A 22,324-nucleotide genomic window follows, 5' to 3' on the forward strand; every position below is an offset into this window, starting at 1 on the left:
TCGTGACCTTCGATGCACGGTGACGTGATTCTCCCCGATGGTGTGGACATCGGTTCCGGCTGGCGGACCAGAGGTCGATTTTCGAACTGGGAGCCTGGCATGCAGATTTCACGCGGAACCGGACTGGAACGCCAACTGCTGAATCGCCACCGATCCATCAGCGAGATGCCGTATCCGGCGCGGCCGACCCGGCACACCCTGGTGGTCGCCTCCGATTCCCCGTATCTCCATGACGATTTCGAGCAAGCGATGGCCTCGATCCAGGGGCTGGTGCTGGCCGGGACGTCATCGTGTCGCGAGATCGTGAAGAAGGCGCTGCGCTGGCGCCCCGACATCGTTCTACTGGACGCATCGGTGGCGCCGCTGCCCGGGCTGCCCACCGTCGTGCGGCACCTGCGCTCGCTGGCGCATCCGCCGCTGGCCGGGTTGCTGGTGCAGAGCGGCGCCGCGCGCGCCGAGATGGAACACGTCGACCTCGTGCTGGCGGCCGATTTCGGCGTGCACGCGGTCCTGCGGGCGCTGCAACTGGTGGCCTCGGGTGTCATGGTGTCCGCGGCCCCGTCGACCCGCCGGCCGCTCGCCTCCTACTTCGCCGATCCCGAAGCGCAACAACGATTGTCGAGTCTGACCGAGCGAGAGCGTGAGATCCTGCTGCTCATCATCGATGGACTGTCCAATCGCGAAGTCGGTGCGCGGCTGTACATCAGCCCGGACACGGTGAAGGAACACGTGAGCCGGATCCTCACCAAGCTCGAGGTGGCCAGCCGCATCGAGGCGGCGGTCGCCGCCGTGCGCGCGGAACTCCGGCAGTCCGCGAGTCCGGTGGTCGATCGACGAGAGTGTCAGGGGCCAGCCAACTTTCACCGAATCGGGGGGATGTCCACCCGATTTCGACCCGCTTAGAATTCGTTCGGTTGTGCCTGCGGATGAGGTGGATACGATGACCTTGCAATATTGGCTACGTTGGTTGTCGCTGCAAGGAGTGCCACGGCTGGTGTTGCGCGTTCAGTCCCGGCGCGGTGACACCTTCGCCCGGATGATGGGCCCGGAGGGAATCAGGGATCCACACCCGTACATCGAACAGATTCGCGCGCAAGGCAAGTTGGTGAAGACGCCGCTACCCTGGGTGACCTGCGACCACTCGCTGGTTCGAACAATCCTGCGGGATAATCGATTCGGTGTGCGCAGCTCTGCCAGGATCGAGATCCCCAAGGTGCTGGCGAAGTTCGCCAATCGCATGCCGCCGCCCGCCAATCCGGCCGATCCGCCCGCGATGCTGCGGATGAATCCACCCGAACACACCACGATGCGCAGGCCGGTCGTCTCGGCGTTCACTCCGCGTGCGGTCGAGAAGCTGCGCGAGCGGGTCGAGACCGTCACCGAGGAGTTGCTCGACGCCATGCCCTCGGACGGCTCGGTCGATATGGTCGAGGCGTTCGCCTCGCGGGTACCGATCGCGATCATCTTCGAAATGCTCGGCCTGCCGCGGGCGGATATGGGGCAGTTCCTTTTCTGGGGCGAAGAGATGACACCGATGCTCGACGTCGGCATTTCCTGGAGCAAATACCACCGTGCCATGCGATCGGCTCGGCAGCTGAACGACTACCTCGACCGGCACATCGAGCGATTGCGCCGTGAACCGGGCGAGGACGTGCTGAGCAATATGATCACGGGCAGCCAACTGGACCACTATGCGCTCAAGGCGAATACCAGCATCATCATCGGCGCCGGTTTCGAGACCACCGCCAATTTGATCGGTCACGCCATCACCCTGCTGCTGAATCATCCCGAGCAGCTGGACCGGCTGCGCGCGGAACCGGAGTTGTGGCCCAATGCCGTCGAAGAGGTGCTGCGCTATGAACCGCCGGTGTTCATTACGGCCCGGTCCGCGCTGACCGAGCTCGAATTGGAGGGCGTACAGCTGCCGCAGGGCGCCATGATCATGCTGTCGCTGGCGGGCGCCAACCGTGATCCGGCGGTATTCGATGATCCGCACCGATTCGATGTCACGCGTCCGAACGCCAACGAGCACTTGGCGTTCAGCAGTGGCGTGCACGCCTGCTTCGGCGCCAACCTGGCCCGGATGGAGGCCGGTTACGCGCTGCGTGCGATGTTCGAGCGGTTCCCCGATATGCGGCCTGCCGGCCCGCCCCGGCTCAGGCAGCAGTTGACGTTCCGTGGCTACGCGCAGGTGCCGGTCCGGCTCGGACCCGCGGTGCATGCCACTTCCAGCCATTAAATTGTAGTTAATTATTTTCGGTGAATAATGTTCCCACCCGATCGGGGGGATGTACCGCCGAAATTATCCACATATGATTTCCATGGAAGCGAGTCGTGAATTCGAAACGACTTGTGGGGCGGAAAGCTGCTCTATGGGAATCATCTCCCCGGGTGCGTGTTCTGGAGACGAATCGTCGTCGATGACGAGTGCAATGAACAACGTTGTGCGTGCAGTCGATCGATTTCTTGTTACAAACGAGGTTATGTGATGAATGCTGTCCACAGCTCCCCGATTGATTCCGTGCCGACCGGGCCAGAGGGCAAGCCGACCGGGCCAGAGGGCAAGCCGACCGGGCACGAAGGCATAGCGGTCGTGGGGATCGGATGCCGATTCCCGGGGCAGGTTCGCAATGTGGATGACTTCTGGCGACTGCTGATCGAGGAACGGGACGCGGTGCGCGAGGTCCCGGCGGATCGTTGGAACGCCACCGCCTTCTACGACCACGATGCCGGGCGGCCCGGACATATGCGCACGCGCACGGGCGGGTATCTCGACGATGTGTCGTCGTTCGACGCGCAGTTCTTCGGCATCACACCGACCGAGGCCGCGCGGATCGATCCGCAGCAGCGACTGTTCCTGGAGACCAGCTGGGAGGCCCTGCAGGACGCGGGCATAGTCCCCGAGGCCATCGCAGGCGAGAAGGTGGCGGTGTACGCCGGCGTCTCCGGCCACGACTACGGCATCATCCAGCTCAATCCCGAGAACCGGTATCAGATCGGCGGTCACACCATGACCGGCGTGACGAACTGCATTGTGGCCAACCGTGTTTCGTACCTGCTGGATCTGCGTGGTCCGAGTATGACGGTGGACACCGCGTGCTCGTCCTCGCTGGTCGCGATTCACCTGGCGATCCGCAGCATCCGATCGGGCGAGGCAACGATGGCGATCGTCGGCGGCGTCAGCACCCTGCTGCTGCCCGAGGCCACCATCGGATTCAGCCAGGGGACATTCCTGTCGCCCGAGGGGCGCTGCCAGTCGTTCAGCCGTACCGGTGACGGCTACATCCGCAGTGAGGGCTCGGGCACGATCGTGCTCAAGCCGCTGTCGGCGGCCGTCGCCGACGGCGACCGCATCTACGCGGTGCTGCGCGGCAGCGCGACCAATCAGGACGGCCGCACCAATGGCATCTCGGTGCCGAGCGAGGACGCGCAGGCGCAAATGATCATGGACGCCTGCCGTGACGCGGGCGTCGCACCGACCGACATCGGATATATCGAAGCCCACGGGACGGGAACCGCCGTCGGCGATCCGATCGAGGCGCGCGCGTTGGGCAAGGTGCTGGGCGCGGGCCGCAACGGGCAGGGGCCCTGCATTGTCGGCGCGGTGAAGTCGAATGTCGGCCACCTCGAGTCGGCCGCCGGCATGGTCGGTATCGTCAAGGCCTGCCTGGTCGTCAAGAATGGTGAGATCCCCGCGAATCTGTATGCGGCCGAGCCGAATCCGAAGATTCCGTTCGATGAGCTGGGGCTGCGGCTCGCCCAGACCCGCGAGTCGTGGCCGACGGCCGCGCCGCGCTTCGCGGGTGTGAATTCGTTCGGCTTCGGCGGATCCAACGCACACGTGGTCCTGGAGGGTCCGCCGGTCGTCGCATCGAAGACGGATTCTGTTGCGCCGCAGAGTAATTCGATCGAGAGCGCGGTCGATGAGCCGGTGCTGTTCACCCTCAGCGCCAAAACCAAGGACGCGTTGCACGCCTACGCCGATACCTACGCCGATTTCCTGGCCGATCCCGAGACCGCGGCCGCGCTCCCGGCGGTCGCCGCCGCGCAGGCCCGCACCCGTTCACACTACGACCAGCGGCTGGCCATGGTGTGCTCGTCCGCGAATGAACTGCGAGATACCCTGCGGGCCTGGGCCAGAGGGACCGAGCCCGACGAGTTGCATACCGGTGTGCGGACCTCCGGCACGGCGAATGTGGCCTTCGTGTTCTCCGGCCAGGGTCCGCAGTGGTGGGGCATGGCGCGCGAACTGCTCGCCCAGAGCCCGGTCTTCCGCGAGGTGATCGAGCGCGTCGACGCCGAACTGCGCAAGCATGCCGACTGGAGCGTGCTCGAGGAACTCGACCGGGACGAAGCCGACAGCCGGATCGGGGAGACCTTCATCGCGCAGCCGGCGGTGTTCGCGGTACAGCTCGGCCTGGCCACGCTCTGGCAGAGTTGGGGCATCACCCCCGCGGCCGTGGTCGGTCACAGCATCGGCGAGGTCGCCGCCGCGTGCGTCTCGGGCGCGCTCTCGTTCGAGGACGCGGTCCGAGTCATCTTCCACCGCAGCCGGGTTCAGCAGCGGGCGTCGGGCAAGGGCAAGATGCTGGCGGTCGGCCTGCCGTATCACGCCGCGGAGCAGCGCATCACCGCCTATCGCGGGCGGGTCGAGGTCGCGGCGCTCAACGGCCCCGAATCGACAGCGCTGGCAGGCGATCCCGACGCGCTCGAGGAGATTCGGCACGAGCTGGAGCAGGACCGAATCTTCTGCCGCATGCTCCAGGTGGCGGTGGCGTTCCACAGCCACCACATGGATCCGCTGCACGACGAGCTGCTGGCCTCCCTGTCCGGCATCACGTCGGGTGCGGCGACGGTTCCGATGTATTCGACGGTCACCGCCGACATCGTGCCGACCGGTGGACTCGATGCCCAGTACTGGTGGCGCAATATCCGCGAACCCGTCCGGTTCGCGCCCACCGTCGATCACCTCATCGAGGATCAGCACCTGACCTTCGTCGAGCTCGGTCCGCACCCCATCCACTCGACCGCCATCGGCGAGCTGCTGGCCAAGCGGCAGGTGCAGGGTGTCGCGGTGCCGTCGCTGCATCGCAAGCAGAGCGACCGCGCGACCCTGCTGGGCTCGCTGGCCACCCTGTATGTCGCCGGTTTCGACCCGGCGTGGGAGACGGTCTTCGCGTCCGGCGGCGAGCGCGCGCCGGTGCCGTTCTACCCCTGGCAGCGCGAAACCTATTGGCTGGAAACGCCGTTGTCGCGCGGTAAGCGCTTCCCGTCGGTGGGGCATCCGCTCGTCGGGACCCGCACTCCCGCCGCGGACGAGCCGGACAAGCATGTCTGGGAACTGGTCATGGACACGGCGGTGTTTCCGTGGCTCGATGACCATCGTGTCCAGGGGCCCATCGTGTTCCCCGGCGCGGGCCACCTCGACCTCATCGTCGGCTGCCTGACCGATGTGTTCGGTCCGGACCGCTATTCGATCGAGAACGTCGAATTCCGCCGCCCGCTCTTCATTTTCGACGATCGCCCGGCCCCGCTGGTCCAGGTGGTGCTGAATCCGTCGCTGCACTTCGGGGTGTACAGCCTGCAGGACGGCGACAAGGACTGGGTGCTGCACTCGTCGGGCACGGTGCGCCGCGGCGCCCCCGACACCGAATTGCCCGTGCCCTTCGCCGAACTCGACGCGCACTGCCCGCTCGAGTTCGATCCCGCGAAGGTCTTCGCGAAGTTCCGCAACAACGGCCTGATGCTGGGCCCGACCTTCCGTGCGATCACCGAGCTGAAGTACGGCGAGCTCCGCTCGCTCGGGCGGATCGACACTCCGGAAGCCATCGCCGATGAGGCATCGCGGCACATGATCCATCCGGCGTTGCTCGATGCCTGCTTCCAATCGCTGTCCATCGCGATGGGCAACGATCCCAACACCGATGACAAGACGCTCTATATTCCGTTCGACGTCAAGCGATTCAGCTTCCACGCCAAGGCCGGGAAGCGCGTGTACTGCTACGGGCAGGCCGATATCCTCGACGACCCCCTCTACTGCGAGGGCAATCTGTGGCTGCTCAACGAGGACGGCTCGCTGGTGGCCCACTTCGAAGGGTTCAAGGGCAAATCCATCACCCAGCCCGCCGGGGAGCGCGAGTCCCTGCTGCAATGGCTCTACGAGTACCGGTGGCGTCCGGCCGCGGTGCGCGTGAAGACGCTGCTGTCGGCCGATTTCGTGCCGGGGGAAGCCGAACTGACGGCGGCCGTCGACCCGATCCTCGACGAGGTGCGCGACTGGCCGCTCAACCGCGAGTACTACGCCACGACCGAAGCGGAGATGGACCGGCTCTGCATCGCGTACGTGACCGAGGCCTTCCATCGGCTGGGCTTCGACTTCACTCCGGGGCGGGCCGTCACCCTCGACGCGATCGCCGGTGAGCTGGGAGTGCACGAGAAGCACCGGAACTACCTCGCCCGCCTGCTGGAACTGCTGACCCGGCACGGGATTACGAGCCGGGACGGCGACGACTGGCGACCGGAGATCGTCCCCGACCGAGTCGACACCGTAGCGGTGCTGGCCCTGCTGCGTGAGCGGCATCCCGAATGCGAGTCCGAGTACGCGGTACTGGAACGCTGCGGTAGCGAAGTGGCCGCCGTCCTGCGCGACGAGATCAATCCGATCGAACTCATCTTCCCCGAGAGCGAGTACCAATCGGTCGTCGATCTCTACGAGACCTCGTTCTCGTTCGAGCGCTGCAATCGCACGGTCGCCGAGGTGGTCGCGCGGGCGGTGCGGGCGCTGCCGGGCGATCGGCCCATCCGGGTGCTGGAGATCGGCGCGGGCACGGCCGGTACCACCGGCTGGATCCTGAAGGAGCTTCCGGCCGACCGCGCGGAATACGTCTTCACCGATATCGGACAGCTGTTCCTGAACAAGGCGCGACAGCGGTTCACCGAGTTCGACTTCGTCGACTATCGCATCCTCGATATCGAACACGACATCGCGGAGCAGGGTTTCGACTCGCACTACTACGACATCGTCGTGGCGGCGAATGTCCTGCACGCCACCGAGAATCTGCGCGCCACCCTCGGCAATGTCGAGCAGCTGCTCACCTCGGGCGGGCTCATGCTGGTCGTCGAGGAGACCAATCCGCCGCACTGGGTCGATCTCACCTTCGGTATGACCGACGGCTGGTGGCGTTTCGCCGACCGCGACCTGCGGCCGAGCTATCCGCTGCTCTCCGAGGCGAACTGGCGGGAGTTCCTGCCCACCGCGGGCTTCGTATGCGTCCAGATCTTCTCCGATATGACGAGCCCGGAGCAGACCGGCTGTTCGGTGATCGCCGCGCGGGCGCCGCGGGTCGATCTCGAACCCCATCAGCCGCGCATCGAACCCGGCCCCTGGGTCGTGCTCGCCGATGCCGACGGCGTCGGCGAAGAGTATCTCGCGGTGCTCGGTGAGGCGGCCGAAGGCAGCGTGATCGTTACTCGCGCAGCGGCTTTCGAACGGATCGGCGACCACGCCTACGGGGTGGAACCGACCAGCAATGCCGATCTGCGGCGGGTGCTCGAGCAGGTCCGCGCGGACCACGGCACCGTGGTCGGTGTACTGCACCTGTGGAATCTGGACTTCGCGGGGACCGAGCTCACGACCGAGCTGCTGCCGCGGGTGGAGTCCGAGGGCGCCTACAGTGTGATCGCCCTGGCGCAGGCGGTCGAACAGCTGGATTGGGCTGTGCCGCCGCGGTTCTGGGTGGCGACGGCCGGCGGCCCGGTCGTCGATCCGGCCGATCGCACCGCGCCGTCGCAGCTGCCCAGCTGGGGCATTCTGCGGGTGCTGCTCAGCGAGCACAGCAGCCTGCGGGCCAAGATCATCGACTTCGATCCGGCCGCCCCGGCCCGCACCCGCGCGGCCGAGCTGTTCGACGAGCTGCTGCACGTGCGCACGGCGGAGGAAGAGATCGCCTATCGCGGCGGCGTCCGCTTCGCCGACCGCTTCGAGCACCTCTCGCTCGCCGAGTTCGAAGCCTCGGTCGCGACCCCGGTGCGGGGGTCGGACGAAACCCCGTTCGCGCTGACCGTTCCCCTCGAGCCCGGAATCGATGAACTGCGCTACGAGCGACGGACCCTGCCGGCCCTGGGACCGAACGATGTCGCCATCCGGCCCACCGCTACCGGTCTGAACTTCCGCGACATCATGTTGACCCTCGGGGTGCTCTCGGAGGGCGCGACGTCCGGCGGGTTCTACGAGAAGAACCTCGGTGTGGAATGCGCCGGTGTCATCACCGACATCGGGTCCGAGGTGACCGGGCTCGCCGTCGGCGACCGCGTGATCGCCTTCGCCCGTGGCTGTTTCGGCTCTCGGGTCGTCACCGACGCACAACAGGTCTACCCGGCGCCGGGCAATCTGTCGGACACCGATGCCGCGACGCTGCCGATGGCCTACCTGACCGCGTGGTACGCGCTGGTGGACGTGGGCCGGTTGCGGCGGGGCGAGCGGGTGCTGGTGCACGCGGCCGCCGGTGGCGTCGGCCTGGCCGCCGTCCACATCGCGCAACGGCTCGGCGCAACGGTTCTCGCCACCGCGGGCAGCCCGGAGAAGCGGTCCTACCTGAGCTCCCTGGGCGTGGAGGAGGTCTTCGACTCCCGTTCGCTGGCCTTCGCGGACGAGATCCGGGCGCGCTACGACGGGGTCGATATCGTGCTGAATTCCCTGCAGGGCGAAACGATTCCGAAGAGTCTCGAGCTGCTGCGCCCGCACGGCCGGTTCGTCGAGATCGGTAAGAAGGACATCTACGACAACTACAAGCTCGGTCTGAAGCCGTTCGGCAACAACCTGAGCTACTCGGCCGTCGATATCGACCGCATGCTGCTCGAGGTCCCGGCCCGGTGCCGCGAGGCCATGACCGAGGTCCTCGAGCACGTTATCGCGGGCACACTGCCCCCGCTGCCGCACACCGATTTCGGGGCCGCGGAGGTGGATTCGGCGTTCCGGTTCATGGCGGGCGCCAAGCAGATCGGCAAGGTGGTCGTCGAATTCGATTCCGACGCAGAGGTTCTGGTCTATCCGACCGCGACCGGTGAGGAAGGCGTCGATCCCCGGGGCGCCTACCTGATCACCGGCGGCTACACCGGTTTCGGCCTGCGCACCGCGCAGTGGCTGGCGGACAAGGGCGCTCGCACCATCGTGCTGGTCGGACGCCGGGCGCAGATCGACGACGAGAACGAGCGGCCGATCGCGGCGCTGCGCGAAGCGGGTGTCGAGGTGGTACTCGAACGCGCCGACGTCTCGGTCGAGGCCGAGGTCAAAGATCTGCTCGAGCGGATCTCGTCGCTGCCGCCGCTGCGCGGGGTCTACCACGCCGCCATGGTCATCGCGGACGGCCCGCTGGCCACCATGTCCGAGGAACAGTTTCTGCGGGCGGTGCGGCCGAAGGTCGACGGCGCCTGGCATCTGCACAACCTCACCCGCGACCTGGCCCTGGACGCGTTCGTGATGTTCTCCTCGATGAGCTGGAACGTCGGCACGCCCGGACAGTCGAATTACGCTGCGGCGAACGGGTTCCTGGACGCGCTGGCCGTACATCGCCGCCAGCTCGGCCTGCCCGCCCTGACGGTCAACTGGGGCGCCATCGGCGAGGTCGGGTTCGTCGCGCGCACCAAGCTCGACACGCTGTCCTGGTTGGGGTGGACGCCGATCTCACCCGACCTGGCCCTCGATTTCATCGGACGCTGCCTGGTGCAGGGCGTCGGCCGCGCCAGCGTGTTCGGCGTGAACTGGGCGAAGATGAATCAGGTCATGCCGATCGTGCGGAGCTCGCCGCGGCTCGCCCACCTCGCGACGCAGGAAACGGCCGGCGTCATGGCCGGGTTCGGCACCGAGGGTCTGCGTGCCGAACTGTTCGAACTGCCCGAAGACGAGCGGCTGCCGCGGCTGATAACTGCACTCTCGCAACAGATTTCGCGGATCTTCGACATGCCGGTCGATCGCCTCGCCCAGGACGTCGGCCTGACCGATCTGGGCATGGATTCGCTGATGGCGGGCCAGATCCGCAATATGCTGGCCAAGCACCTGGAGATCGACTTCCCGACCATGGGTCTGATGCGCGGCCCGACGATCACCGAACTCTCCGGCGAGGTGCTCGCGCTGGTCTCCGGCGAAACCACCGGTGTCGCACCGGCATCGGCGGCGCAGGCCACCGGTCCGGAACGGTGGATCCGCACCGTCATCGGCCGCTCCAACACCGCCTCGACGCGATTGTTCGCGCTGCCGTTCGTCGGTGGTGGCGCCTCGGTCTTCAACCCGTGGCCCGGTGACCTGCCGGACTCGGTCGAGGTGGTGGGAATTCAGTTCCCGGGCCGCGAGGACCGACTCGACGATGTGCCGATCGATTCGATGCCGGAGTTCATCGCGGAGCTGGCCGAGGCCATGCTGCCGCACCTGGACCGGACCTTCGTGGTCTACGGGCACAGCATGGGCGGGCTGCTCGCCTACGAGCTCACCCGATACCTCGAACAGCACTACAACGAGGTGCCGATGAAGCTGATCATCGGTGGCTGGCCGGCCCCGGCACTGGTCGAGAACTATGTGCGCAACCTGAATCACATTCGCGACGGCTTCGAGTTGGAGACCGAATCCGACAGCCGCGTGCTCGGGGTGCTGCGGGACAACCAGTTGCTGGACATCCCCGTCGAGGACGAAGCCTCGATCCTGCACTGGATGCCGTCGATCCGGGCGGACTTGAAGATGCTGGGCGACTACCGCTTCAGCAACGGTTACACACTGCGCGCCCCGATCTCGGTGCTGCGCGGCGCCGATGATCCGGTCTTCGAACTGGACCAGCTACAGGGCTGGGGCAAGTTGACGAGCGGCAAGTTCTCCCTCACCACCGTCCCCGGCGGCCACCTGTTCATCCAGAACCCGGACCCACAGGTCATGCGCACGATCGCGCAGGAGCTGTCGGCCGAGGACGCCTTCCCGAGTTTCACGAGTCTGGTCGACGGGCACTGAGCCGGTCCGCGGCCCAACAGCTTTGAACGGAGAGGAAATCATGAATCCGGCGAAACGCTACGACGTCGTGATCTGCGGTGGCGGCCTGGCAGGGCTGACGCTGTCCAGACAGCTGCTGCGCGCCATGCCCGATCTCAGCGTGCTGGTGCTGGAACGCAGCGGCGGCGAAATCCCCGACGGGGCCTACAAGGTGGGTGAGGCGACGGTCGAGGGAGGTGCGCACTATTTCAGCGAACAGCTCGGCCTGACCGGGTATCTCAACCGGCGGCATCTGCACAAGCTCGGACTGCGGATGTTCTTCGGCGATGCCTTCGGGCCGCTCGAGGCGCGACCCGAACTGGGGGCGCGGCGGTTCCCGCGCGTGACGTCGTATCAGATCGACCGCGGCAGATTCGAACGCGATCTGCGCGAGGGCGCGGGCGAACTCGGGATCGATCTGGTCGAGCAGGCGAAGGTGCTCGACGTCGACGTGTCGACCGCCGACGACGACCACCTCGTGCACTTCGCGGTGGCCGACGGGAGCGAGCAGACCGTGCGGGCGCGATTCGTCGTCGACGCGTCCGGTCGCCAGCGACTGCTGCAGCGCAAGCTCGGCCTGAGCGCCCCGAGCCCGCACAAGATCAATGCGGCCTGGTGGCGTTTCCGTGGCGAATATGATGTCGAACGGATGACCGGCACCACGGACCCGACGTGGCGACCGCCCACCCAGGAGCGCCGGTGGTTCTCGACCAATCACCTGATGGGCACCGGGTATTGGGTTTGGATGATCCCGCTGTCCTCGGGGAACACCAGCATCGGGATCGTCACCGACGAGAACATCCATCCCTTCCGCGGCTATGGGACGGAAAAGAAGGCGCGGCAATGGATTTCCGAGCACGAGCCGACACTGGCATCGTTCATCGAAGGGGCCGAGCCGATCGACTTCCTGCAGGTGCGCAATGCGAGCTATGCCTCCGAGCAGATCTTCTCGCACCATCGGTGGGCCTGCGTCGGTGAGGCGGGTGTCTTCCTGGACGCCTTCTACAGCCCGGGCTCGGACTACATCGCCTACACCAACACCATCACCACGCGCCTGATCGAACTCGATCGCAAGGACCGGTTGACCCCCGAGGCCGCCCAGACCTTCAACCAGTTGATGCTCGACGACATGTGGCCGAACTACCTGGGGATGTACCACCAGAACTACTCCATCTTCGGCAGTGCGCCCGCCATGTTCACCAAGGTGATGTGGGATACCTCGTTCTACTGGGCGCTGCCCTCGCAGTTGCTGTTCCGGGAATTGCTCGGCAACGAGGAGGCGGCGGCCGAATTCCATCCCATAGCAACCCGATTCAAGGGCATCCAGGCCCGCATGCAGGCGAATCTGCGCGCCTTCGGGGCGCAGGCCGCGCAGCCTGACAAGTACCTGTTCGTGGAATACAGCAAGGTGCCGATCTGCGCGCAATTGCACCTGGACCTGCTCACCGAGAAGACCGCCGACCAGACATTCCGGGATATGCGGCGCAATGTCGACCGGCTGGAGGCCTGGGCGGAGTCGTTCGAGCAGGAGGTCGCCAAGCGGTTCGACCTGCCCGAGCCCGTCGCGGCCGTCGCCGAGTGACCGCGGTCGGAACGAACACGGTCGAAATGAAGGAAAGGAGCCGAAGGTGAAGCAGTTCGAGGACCGGGTGGCGATCATCACCGGTGGCAGTCGCGGTATCGGAAAGGCCCTGGCCCTGGCCCTGGCCGAGCAGGGCGCGTCGATTGTCATCGGCGCGAAGACGATGGAGGCCGGCGGGCGGTTGGCGGGCAGCGTGCCGGACACGGTCCGGGAGGTCGAAGCGCGCGGCGCGCAGGCCTTGGGACTGCGGTGCGATGTGCGCAACGAGGCGGATCTGAAGAATCTGGTCGATCGGACGGTGGAGCGTTTCGGCCGGGTGGACATCCTGGTCAACAATGCCGGCGCGATGTGGCTGCAATCGGTCGAGGGCACCCCGCACAAGCGATACGACCTGGTAATGGCCATCAATGCCCGGGCGCCGTTTCTCCTTGCGCACCACTGCCTTCCGCACATGCGGCAGGGCGGTTGGGGTCACATCGTCAACCTGAGCCCGCCGCTGGATCCCGAAGGGATACAGCACATGGGCGGCAAGGTGGCGTACATGTCGTCGAAACTCAATGCCACCCTGCTGACCCTGGGTCTGGGGAAGGAGGTTGCGGCGGAGGGGATCGCCTGCAACACGATCTGGACGCGCACGCTGATCGGGACGCTGGCGACTCAGAATCTCGGCATCGGCAGCCCGGCGGACTGGCGTACCGAGGACATCGTCGTCGACGCCATTATGGCTGTGCTGGAACAGGATCCGGCGAAGTTCACCGGCAATGCGCTGATCGACGACGAGATCCTGGCCCGGTTCAGGGGCATCGAGGATCTGTCGCGCTACCAGTTCGTGCCCGGTACCGAGCCGACGCCGATGACCTGGGAGCGCTGGGATCTCGTCGCCGAGGTGGCCCAGCAGATGTATTTCGCCGCCATGGCTTCGGCCGACCGGGCGAAGGCAGTGCCGCAGCCCGAGGGCGTCTAGCGTGCCGTCCCACCGACTCGGGTCGTACGCGATTCTCGCCCGGGGGCTGCTCGAGGGCGCCGGGTCCCACCGGACCCTGGCGCTCGAGCTCGAGCGGCGCGCCCGCACGCAGCCGACGCAGGCTTTCCTGCTGTACGAGGACCAGCGCTTCGACTACGCGCGGGCCAATCGCATCGTCAACAGCATTGCGCACGCGTATCGGGTCGCGGGCCTGGCGCAGGGCGATGTCCTCGCCCTGGTCATGGAGAACCGGCCGGAATTCCTCTGGCATTACCTGGCGGCCGGCAAGCTCGGAATCGTTGTGGCGCTTGTCAATACGCAGACCAGAGGCGACGGGCTCGCGCATGCGCTGGCGGTGTGCGGGGCCGCCCGGGTGATCGTCGGTTCGGAATGCCTGCCCGCGTTCCTGGCGATGGGGGACCGGCTGTCGCACGAGTTGGCCGAGCGATGCGTGATCGACTGTGAGCCCGGTGTAACAGACAGTGGCACATCGGGTTTCGCTGAATTCATGCCGAGCGAGATGGTTACCGATCCGGTCGAAACCGCCCAGCGCGCGCTCGGGGACACGGGCGCTTACGTTTTCACCAGCGGAACGACCGGGCTCCCCAAAGCCGCCGTCATGAGCTACCAGCGGCTGACCACCGTCGGCCGGGTGCTCGGCGCTCTGGCATGGCGTTTCGAACCCGGGGACGTGGTGTACAACTGCCTTCCCCTGTTCCACACCCACGCCCTGGTGATCTCGCTGGCCAGCGTCCTCACGCACGGATCCACCCTGGCGCTCGGCCGCCGATTCTCCGCGGGCGGGTTCTGGCGAGACATTCGGCGTTACGAGGCAACAGGTTTCAACTACATCGGTGAAATGTGCCGGTATCTGGTCAATACCCCGGCGGGTGCGGATGACCATCGGCACCGGGTGCGGGTGATCGTCGGTCAAGGGCTGCAGTCCGACGTCTGGGGGAGACTCCAGGACCGGTTCGCGATACCGCGGATAGTCGAAATGTACGCCTCCACCGAGGGCAATATCGCCACGCTCAATCTGTCGGGGACGGTCGGGTCGGTTGGTAAGTTGCGGCTCGGCGGCAAACTCGCCAAATGGGACTTCGAGCTGGACGATTTCGTGCGGGACAGGGGACGCCTGGTGCCGTGCGGGCCGGGGGACGTCGGTGTACTGCTCGGCCCGATCCGTGCGCGCACCCCGTTCTCGGGCTATCGGGATACCGAGGCCACCCGCGCGAAAGTGCTCACGAATGCCTTCCGCGACGGAGACGCGTTGTTCAACACCGGCGACGCGTTCCGCCTGGACGAGCGAAAGAACCTGTTCTTCGTGGATCGACTGGGTGACACCTTCCGCAACAAGGGCGAGAACGTCTCGACCACCGAGGTGGCCGAACAGCTCGCACGCTGGCCCGGGATCGCCGCCGCCAGTGTCTACGGCGTCACCGTCCCCGGTCGCGAGGGCCGGGCCGGCATGGCGGCCATCGTGCTCGGCGAGGGTGCCCGATTCGACGGTGGGGCCCTGGCCGCGCACCTCGACGCGGCCTTGCCGACCTACGCACAACCGGTCTTCATTCGGGTACGTTCGACACTGGAAACCACAGCGACACTGAAGCTTTCCAAGCTGACGCTCCAGCGCGAGGGGTTCGCGCCACGGAAGGGGGAACCCATCTATATCCGTGATGGCGCAGACCCTGCCTACACCGAACTCACGCGAGAGCGCTATCTGCACATCGTTCGAGGCGAGACAGGAGCCGTCCATGGCCAATGAAACCGTCATCAAGGGGCACGAGGAGATCGTGAAATACGCGATCGCGGCCTTCGACCAGCTCCCGGTCCCGCCCGGCATCGAGCTGAAGCTGCCGCCGCCCTCGACCACGACCCTGGGACTGAACTACGAGGAATTCGTTCCAGGCCAATCGATCTCGGCGACGGTCGAGATTCCCGCGAAGTACGGCAATGTCATGGGCATGCTCCAGGGCGGCTTCCTCGCCGCCATGTTCGACGACCTCATGGCGCCGCTCAGCTACCTGACCGCGAAGAACCCGACCACGAGTATGGACCTGACGACGCATTTCCTGCGCCCGGTCTTCGTCGGTGAACACCTGACGTTGACCGCTACCATCCGCAAGCCCGGGCAGACGGCGATCTACATCGCGGCGGAAGCCCACAACGGGAACGGCAAGCTGACGGCGACGGCGATCTCCACCATCCAGGTCATCCAGTTGCCGAAACCCTGACCTCCGATCTCCGGTGCGGCGCCGATTCATCGGTGCCGCACCGTCTTCCGGCGGTCATCGACCGCGGTGTTCCGCCGCCGTCAGGAAGGTCTCCAGCACCGCGTTGAATCCCGGTGCACGCTGGACCGCGTGCCCGGCACCGGGCAGGCGGACTCGCCGCCCGCCGATCCGGGTGGCGATGGCATCGCACAGCACCTCGATCGCCGGGTTGTGATCTCCGGAGACGACCAGCGCCGGTATGCGCGCCTCGACGATCCGATCGAACCGGGGGTTCGCCTCACTCGGGGAACGAAAGTCACGGGCCAGCCGGATGGCTTGCCGCAGGTCGTCGTCCGCCGCCTCGAGCAGCTTCCGATCGATGCCTGCCATGGCGAAGAATTCTCGGTCCGTCCGCGCATCGTGCGCGCCGGTGGCGAAGCGATCGGCGAGGGCCGCCAGTCCGCGGACCGATGCGTCCGCGCGGGCGGCCGTCCAGAGCGGTACCTCGATCAGGGTCAGGGACCGGACCTGCACCGGCCGACGCCCGGCCGCCACACACATGCCCAAGCCGCCGTAGGAGAATCCGACGAGATGCGCTCCGCCAGGGACGTTCTCGATGAGCCGCGCCAGGTCGTCGGCATCGACGAGGAAGTCCTGCCGGTGCGCGGCGGGACTCGGTGAGAAGCCCCGTCGGCTCGGGATCAGCAGCGACCAGGCCGCCGACAGTTCCCGCTGGCGGGCCCAGGACTGGCGTGCGGGCAGCCCGCCGTGAACGAGCACGACGGGCGGGCCGGTCCCGGACCTGTCGACGAACAGCGGCGCGGTGACCGGTTCGGCCGGTCGTCCCGGCGTCATGACAGCCCCACCTCGGAACCCACGGGCGCCGTGGCCTTCCAGGCCGACGGCTGTTCCCGGGGTGTGGCGCGGGGCAACCACAGCATTGCGATCACCGCCGCGATCGCCGAGACCACGGCGCTGATGACCATGGTCACCTGCATCGCGGTGAGGAACGAGCTGTGCGCGGCGGCGACCAATTCCGGTGCCCGGCGGGAGAATTCGGCCAGCTCGGCCGGCTGGTACCCGTGTGCTCCGGTCTGCGCCTGCCCCATGGCGAGCAAGGTCGATCCGAGCGAGTTACCGGCCTCGGCCCGCGCGGGCTGGGGCAGGATGTCGATCCGCGCGCCCAATCGGTCCCGGTACACCGTCCCGAGCGAGGACCCCAGCACGGCCACCCCCAGCGCGGTTCCCAACTGCCGGAAGGTGTTCGCCAGCGCCGAGCCGGCGCCGGACCGATCGCCCGGCACCACCGACAGCGCCGCCGCCATCGACGGCGCCAGCGTCGCGCCGAAACCGAGACCGGCGACGAACTGCAGCACCGCGAACACCCACATGCTGGTGTGCGCGCCGAGCAGCGTGAACCCGATGCATCCGGCGCACAGGGCGATCGCTCCCGCGGTGACCACGGCCGCCGAGCCGAACCGGGCCACCAGGACATCGCTCCGCTGGCCCGTGAGTGCCGCGCCCACCGCCACCGGCAACATCAGCAGCCCCGACGCCAACGGCGAGAAGCCGCGCAGGATCTGCACATAGAACACCAGGACGAAGCTGGCGCCGTTGACCGCGAAGAAGGTCGTCGACATGGTGGCGGCCCCGGCCGCGAACTTCTTGGTACGCAACAACATCAGATCCAGCGCCGGGTTCGCCGCCCGCCGCGAGTGCCACCCCAGTGCCGCCAGCAGCAGCACGCTGACCGCGATCGGGCCGAGCACCTGCGCGCGCAGCCAGCCCCCGGGCTCGCCGCCGCCGATGACGCCGTACACCAGCAGCCCGACTCCGGCGATCGACAGGCCCACGCCCACGATGTCCAAGCGCCCCGGCCGCGGATCCTTGGTATTGGGGACCAGCAGGAAGATCGCGATCACGGCCAGTACCGGCAGCGGCACATTGACCAGCATCGCCGATCCCCACCAGAACGTACCGACCAGGGCCCCGCCGATCACCGGGCCACAGGCGATGCCGATGCCGTTGGCCACCGACCACAGCCCGATTGCCTTGGCGCGCTCGGCCGGTGGGAACGCGGTGGTGATCACCGCCATGCTGCAGCCGGGCACCACGGCCGCACCGATACCCATCAGGGCCCGCCACAGCGTCAGCTGTGCGGTGTCGGCGGACCATGCGCCCGCGGTGGACACCACGGCGAAAAACACCATGCCGCAGATCAATACGGTGCGGCGGCCGAAGCGGTCGCCCAGGACGCCGGTGCTGAACATCAGCGCGGCGTAGGTCAGGGTGTACGCGTCCAGCGCCCACTGCAGCTGCGCATTGGTCGCCGAAAGCGACTGCTGAATCGATTTCAACGCGACGACGAGAATCGTGTTGTCCATGACGACGATGAACATGCAGAACGACATCACCGCCAGCACCGCCCAGCGGCGTGGATGCGCCCGAAGTGTCGTGTCGGTTTCGGTCATGGGTGACTCCTCGTCTCGGCCGAGGCCGTGCACGACACGGTTACCTTGGATATCCAAGGTAAGGAAGCTACCTTTTTCTGTCAAGGTAATATCGGGCGGTGGCCACGCGAATCCGGCGCAACCCCGACGATGCCAAGCGGATGATCCTCGAAGCGGCGAGCCGCCTGCTCGCCTCGGGCGGTCCGGCCGCCGTCCAGGTGCGCGCCGTCGCCACCGAGATCGGCGTCACCGATGCCGCGATCAACCACCACTTCGGCACCCGTGACCAGTTATTGGAAGCACTGCTGCGCTTCGGCGGAGCCACCCTGCGGGCCCAGCTGCACGCCGTGCTGGAGACCTGGAACGAAGGCCCGGTCGATCCCGCCGGTTTGGTGCAGGCGCTGCACCGGCTGTACGCCGGGGGTTATGCCGAATTGGCGCTCGCGCTGAACCGGTCCGGCTGGCGCGATTCCCGCAGCGGAATGCTCAACGAGGTCGTCGACCGGTTGTATGCCCGGGCGCGGCAGGAGTGCGCGGCGGCCGGTCGGAAGTCGCCGTCCCGCAAGGACATCCAGCTGACCGTGGCCGCCCTGCACCAGGCCATGGTGATGGAACCCCTGTTCGGGGACGAGTTCCGCCGCAGCGCCGGACTGGAAGCGACCGCATCCGATCCCATGATCGACTGGTGGATTCGGACCCTGAGCGCGACCGTCGCCGGATCTCGGTAGCCGACATCCGAAAACCCTGCGCCACCGTCGGCGTCATCAGGTGCACCTTCTCGACGATCAGGCCGACCGTATCGATCGCCGAAGGGGCCCGGTACCGGGTCGGCGGCTCGTGACGCTCGTAACGTGTGAGGCATGGGCGAATGCGTGGTGATCATCGGCGGGGATGCTGCGGGAATGGCGGCGGCGTCACAGGCGCGCAGGTTGAAGGGTGCGGGGGACCTCGAGATCGTCGTTTTCGAGCGAGGGCACTTCACCTCGTACTCGGCGTGCGGGATTCCGTACTGGGTGGGCGGAGACGTCGGTCACCTGGACGATCTCATCGCGCGGACGCCCGCCGAGCATCGGGCGCGGGATATCGATCTGCGGCTGCGGACCGAAGTGGTGGAGATCGATGTCACCGGGCGGCGGGTGAGGTCTCGCGAGCTCGACACCGGCCGGGAGAGCTGGACCGGCTACGACAAGCTCGTGATCGCCACCGGCGCGATGCCGATCCGGCCCGCGCTGCCGGGCATCGACGCGGCCGGGGTGCACGGGGTGCAGACACTCGATGACGGGCAAGCCCTCATCGGCACCCTCGAGTCGATCGCGGGACGGCGTGCGGTGGTCGTGGGCGCGGGGTATATCGGCGTGGAGATGGCGGAGGCGCTGATCCAGCGGGGATTCCAGGTCACCATGCTCAACCGCGGCGCCGAGCCCATGTCCACCCTCGATCCCGATATGAGTGTGCTGATCCGGAAGGCCATGCAGGGCATGGGGATTCAGGTCATCGGCAATGCGGAGCCGACGGCCGTCCACACCGATGCGCAGGGCAGGGTCACCGGCGTCGCGACGGCTGACGGCGAATACCCCGCCGATGTGGTGGTTCTCGGTATCGGCGTCCGCCCCGCCACCGACCTCGCCCGCGCGGCCGGTCTCCCGCTGGGGGAGTCAGGCGGTCTGCTCACCGATCTCGCCATGCGGGTGCGCGGGCACGAGAACATCTGGGCGGGAGGCGATTGCGTGGAGGTGCTCGACCTCGTCTCCGGCTCCGACCGTCACATTCCCCTCGGTACACACGCCAACAAGCACGGCCAGATCATCGGTTCGGGCGTCGGCGGCGACTACGCCATCTTCCCAGGCGTGGTGGGCACCGCGGTCAGCAAGGTGTGCGACCTGGAGGTCGCCCGCACCGGCCTGCGTGAGCGCGACGCCCGCGCGGTCGGACTGCAATTCGTCACCGTCACCATCGAATCCACCAGTCGCTCCGGCTATTTCCCCGGCACCGCACCCATGACGGTGAAAATGCTCGCCGAACGCCGCACCGGCCGCCTGCTCGGTGTCCAGATCGTCGGCCGTGAAGGGGCGGGCAAGCGTATCGACATCGCCGCCGTGGCTCTCACCGCCCGCCTCACCGTCGACCAGATCGTCGCACTTGACCTCGGCTACGCCCCGCCCTTCTCCCCGGTCTGGGACCCCATCCAGGTCGCCGCCCGCAAGGCCGTCACCGCGGTCCGCCGCGACGCCATGGACGGCAATCGAATGTAGTAACCCGAACTCTCGGGTCGTAACCGTGCCATTCTGCGCGGGGTCAGCCGTAGAGCTGGACGAAGCGGTCGAGGGAGCGTTCGACGTCGCCGCGGAGAGCGCGGGCCACGGCCGAGCCGATGGGGCCGAAGAGAGGTGCGCCACCGAGGTTGAAGTCGACGGTGACCTTGGAGCCCGTGGGGCTGGGGGAGACGCGGAGTTCGATGCCGAATTTGGTGCCGCCGATACCGGAACCGTTGAGGACCAAGCGGTTCGGGGGTTCCGCGGTTTCGACGATCCAGGTGACGCGGTTGCGGAAGCCTTTGACGGTGGCGACGCCGATGAGGCAGGTCCCGGGAGTGAGCGTGTCGGGGACAGGGCCGCGCCAGCCCTCGTGGAGGGTGAGCCATTTATCGAGTTCTGGCAGGTCGGAGGCGTGCGACCAGGCCTTCTCGGGCAGGATCGGGACGTCTACGGAGACCTTGAGCTTAGCCACGATCCAGATGGTATCTATTACATGATGTAGCTCTAACGGTGGCGCTCGTATGCAAGCGCAGGTGCAGCCCGACCGCGCGCGGAGGCGCAACCGGGTGGATAGACTGCGGTATGCCTCGGTTCCGTGCACCAATCCGCCTGTCCGGCAGTCGGAACGGGTGGGACGCGGTGGAAATCGATCGGCAACCCGTGCAAGGCCGGGCGCGATGACGACGGCACGTGAAGTTCCCGATCCGTGGTCTGGGTCGCGCAGCACTCCGCACTGGGTTCCCTCCCGCGGATTGGCCAACGGGCTGCACGCGCATTCCTGGGGAGTCCTCGCCGACTTGGCCGAGTCGCAGGTCTACAGAGTGCTCTTCGCGTTGATCGACGCAGGAATCGCAGCCTACGTCCTGCCTGTGCGCGCGACTGTGCTCGAGCCCGGCGATCCGCAGGTCGTGTTCCGGCTCTGGGTCGACCTCCCGCGGTATCGCGCGGCGGAGGATTTGTTGATGGAGTTGCTGCGCTACGGCCGCCCTCGACGCCCGCCGAAACCGGTGCCGGGCCGTCGTCGGCGCCGGCGAGTGCCCCTGGTTCGCAAAGCGCAGTGAGCCCCGGTGCGGCACGAACAGCATCCCAAACCGTCGCGTGCGCGCTGCGCCGATTCCGGCGGGCGTGTTCAGGCCGCGGTGTCGGTGTGCGGCACTGCGTCGAGTGACGGCAGTGGACGCCCGCAGATCTCGTGCGCGTCGTCTGCGGAGAGTCCGAACATGCGCAGCAGATCTTCGGTGACCTGATCCGTCGCCTCGGCGTCGTCGCGTTCGGGCTGCTCGTGCAGAAGCTGGCCCAGGCAGATGGCGGCGCCGGTGACGATGGTCATGATCAGCTCGATATCGCGGGCATCGAATCGTCCGGCACGGACACCGGCCTCGATATCGCGGCGGGCGCGGGGAGCGATGCCCTTCTCGGAGCGCGCGAGCTGCAGGCCGTTGTTGATCAGGACCTTGCTGAGCATCGGGTTGCGGCGGTGCAGGCGCCCGGTGAGCCGGAAGCTCTGGGCGAAGACCTGAGCCGGGTCGTCGAGGTTTTCGCAGAGGGTGTCGAGCACGACGCCGTACAGGTCGAGCGCTTCCTCGACGGCGGCCTCGAACAGTTCTTCGCGGGTTTGGAAGTGGTTGTAGAACGAGCCCATACCGACGTCGGCGGCCTGGGTGATCTCCAAGATCGGCACGCTGAGTTTGCCCGCCGCGAGGAACGATTGCGCCGCCCGCACGAGCGCCGCGCGGGTACGCGCCTTCCGGCGCTCCAGGCGATTGGGTTGCCCGGATTGCGTGACCATCGCTGTCCACCTCTTCCTTGACACCGTAGGTCGACCAGCATAGCTCCCGGGGTCAGTTCT

14 protein-coding genes are annotated in these 22,324 nt (G+C 66.9%); 10 read left to right on the forward strand and 4 right to left on the reverse strand.

Translation table 11 applies throughout. The annotated features are described in order from the left end of the window. Positions 1 to 99 precede the first annotated feature (99 nt). The 7 genes from ACIRRA_RS04805 to ACIRRA_RS04835 all read left to right on the forward strand — a co-directional run bounded on the left by ACIRRA_RS04805 (position 100) and on the right by ACIRRA_RS04835 (position 15,791). Positions 100 to 903 (forward strand): LuxR C-terminal-related transcriptional regulator, encoded by an 804-nt coding sequence (locus tag ACIRRA_RS04805; protein ID WP_402763108.1) that lies wholly within the window; start codon positions 100 to 102, stop codon positions 901 to 903. A 37-nt stretch (positions 904 to 940) separates the two neighbouring features. Beyond that, positions 941 to 2,239, forward strand: coding sequence for a cytochrome P450 (locus ACIRRA_RS04810; protein ID WP_402763111.1), 1,299 nt, complete (start codon positions 941 to 943; stop codon positions 2,237 to 2,239). 249 nt (positions 2,240 to 2,488) lie between these two features. Next, the gene (locus tag ACIRRA_RS04815; RefSeq protein WP_402763114.1) at positions 2,489 to 10,993 is read left to right on the forward strand and encodes an SDR family NAD(P)-dependent oxidoreductase; all 8,505 of its coding nucleotides are present in this window, start codon (positions 2,489 to 2,491) and stop codon (positions 10,991 to 10,993) included. 40 nt (positions 10,994 to 11,033) lie between these two features. Further along, entirely contained in the window at positions 11,034 to 12,593 is a 1,560-nt protein-coding gene (locus ACIRRA_RS04820) for an NAD(P)/FAD-dependent oxidoreductase (protein ID WP_402763117.1), read from the forward strand. Positions 12,594 to 12,639: 46 nt separating this feature from the next. After that, positions 12,640 to 13,557, forward strand: a complete 918-nt coding sequence (locus ACIRRA_RS04825) for an SDR family oxidoreductase (protein WP_402763120.1) — start codon at positions 12,640 to 12,642, stop codon at positions 13,555 to 13,557. Between the two features lies 1 nt (position 13,558). Beyond that, the gene (locus ACIRRA_RS04830; RefSeq protein WP_402763122.1) at positions 13,559 to 15,322 is read left to right on the forward strand and encodes a long-chain-acyl-CoA synthetase; all 1,764 of its coding nucleotides are present in this window, start codon (positions 13,559 to 13,561) and stop codon (positions 15,320 to 15,322) included. Next, entirely contained in the window at positions 15,312 to 15,791 is a 480-nt protein-coding gene (locus ACIRRA_RS04835) for a PaaI family thioesterase (protein WP_402763125.1), read from the forward strand. The genes ACIRRA_RS04830 and ACIRRA_RS04835 overlap by 11 nt, the downstream gene beginning before the upstream one ends. Before the next feature lie 54 nt (positions 15,792 to 15,845). Here ACIRRA_RS04835 and ACIRRA_RS04840 read toward each other — a convergent pair whose 3' ends face one another. Together ACIRRA_RS04840 and ACIRRA_RS04845 are read right to left on the reverse strand one after the other, a co-directional pair. Further along, positions 15,846 to 16,625, reverse strand: coding sequence for an alpha/beta fold hydrolase (locus tag ACIRRA_RS04840; protein ID WP_402763128.1), 780 nt, complete (start codon positions 16,623 to 16,625; stop codon positions 15,846 to 15,848). Next, positions 16,622 to 18,241: an MFS transporter gene (locus tag ACIRRA_RS04845; protein ID WP_402763131.1), complete on the reverse strand. Its 1,620-nt coding sequence runs from the start codon at positions 18,239 to 18,241 to the stop codon at positions 16,622 to 16,624. Before ACIRRA_RS04845 ends, ACIRRA_RS04840 begins: the two co-directional genes overlap by 4 nt. Before the next feature lie 98 nt (positions 18,242 to 18,339). Between ACIRRA_RS04845 and ACIRRA_RS04850 the strand changes: the two genes are divergently transcribed. Then, complete coding sequence (locus ACIRRA_RS04850) at positions 18,340 to 18,948, forward strand: TetR/AcrR family transcriptional regulator (protein WP_402763134.1); 609 nt, start codon at positions 18,340 to 18,342, stop codon at positions 18,946 to 18,948. 132 nt (positions 18,949 to 19,080) lie between these two features. Further along, positions 19,081 to 20,472: an FAD-dependent oxidoreductase gene (locus tag ACIRRA_RS04855; RefSeq protein ID WP_402763136.1), complete on the forward strand. Its 1,392-nt coding sequence runs from the start codon at positions 19,081 to 19,083 to the stop codon at positions 20,470 to 20,472. Positions 20,473 to 20,515: 43 nt separating this feature from the next. Here ACIRRA_RS04855 and ACIRRA_RS04860 read toward each other — a convergent pair whose 3' ends face one another. After that, the gene (locus ACIRRA_RS04860; RefSeq protein WP_402763139.1) at positions 20,516 to 20,947 is read right to left on the reverse strand and encodes an SRPBCC family protein; all 432 of its coding nucleotides are present in this window, start codon (positions 20,945 to 20,947) and stop codon (positions 20,516 to 20,518) included. A 280-nt stretch (positions 20,948 to 21,227) separates the two neighbouring features. Here ACIRRA_RS04860 and ACIRRA_RS04865 point away from each other — a divergent pair, with 280 nt between their 5' ends. Continuing rightward, positions 21,228 to 21,536 carry a hypothetical protein gene (locus ACIRRA_RS04865; RefSeq protein ID WP_402763142.1) on the forward strand — a complete coding sequence of 103 codons (309 nt, stop codon included), beginning with the start codon at positions 21,228 to 21,230 and terminating at the stop codon, positions 21,534 to 21,536. Positions 21,537 to 21,604: 68 nt separating this feature from the next. On the opposite strand, the gene ACIRRA_RS04870 is transcribed toward ACIRRA_RS04865, so the two are convergent. Next, positions 21,605 to 22,264, reverse strand: a complete 660-nt coding sequence (locus tag ACIRRA_RS04870) for a TetR/AcrR family transcriptional regulator (protein WP_402763144.1) — start codon at positions 22,262 to 22,264, stop codon at positions 21,605 to 21,607. Positions 22,265 to 22,324 lie beyond the last annotated feature (60 nt).

The organism is Nocardia sp. NPDC101769 (genome assembly GCF_044766925.1).
In the GTDB taxonomy this organism is placed as follows: Bacteria; Actinomycetota; Actinomycetes; order Mycobacteriales; family Mycobacteriaceae; genus Nocardia.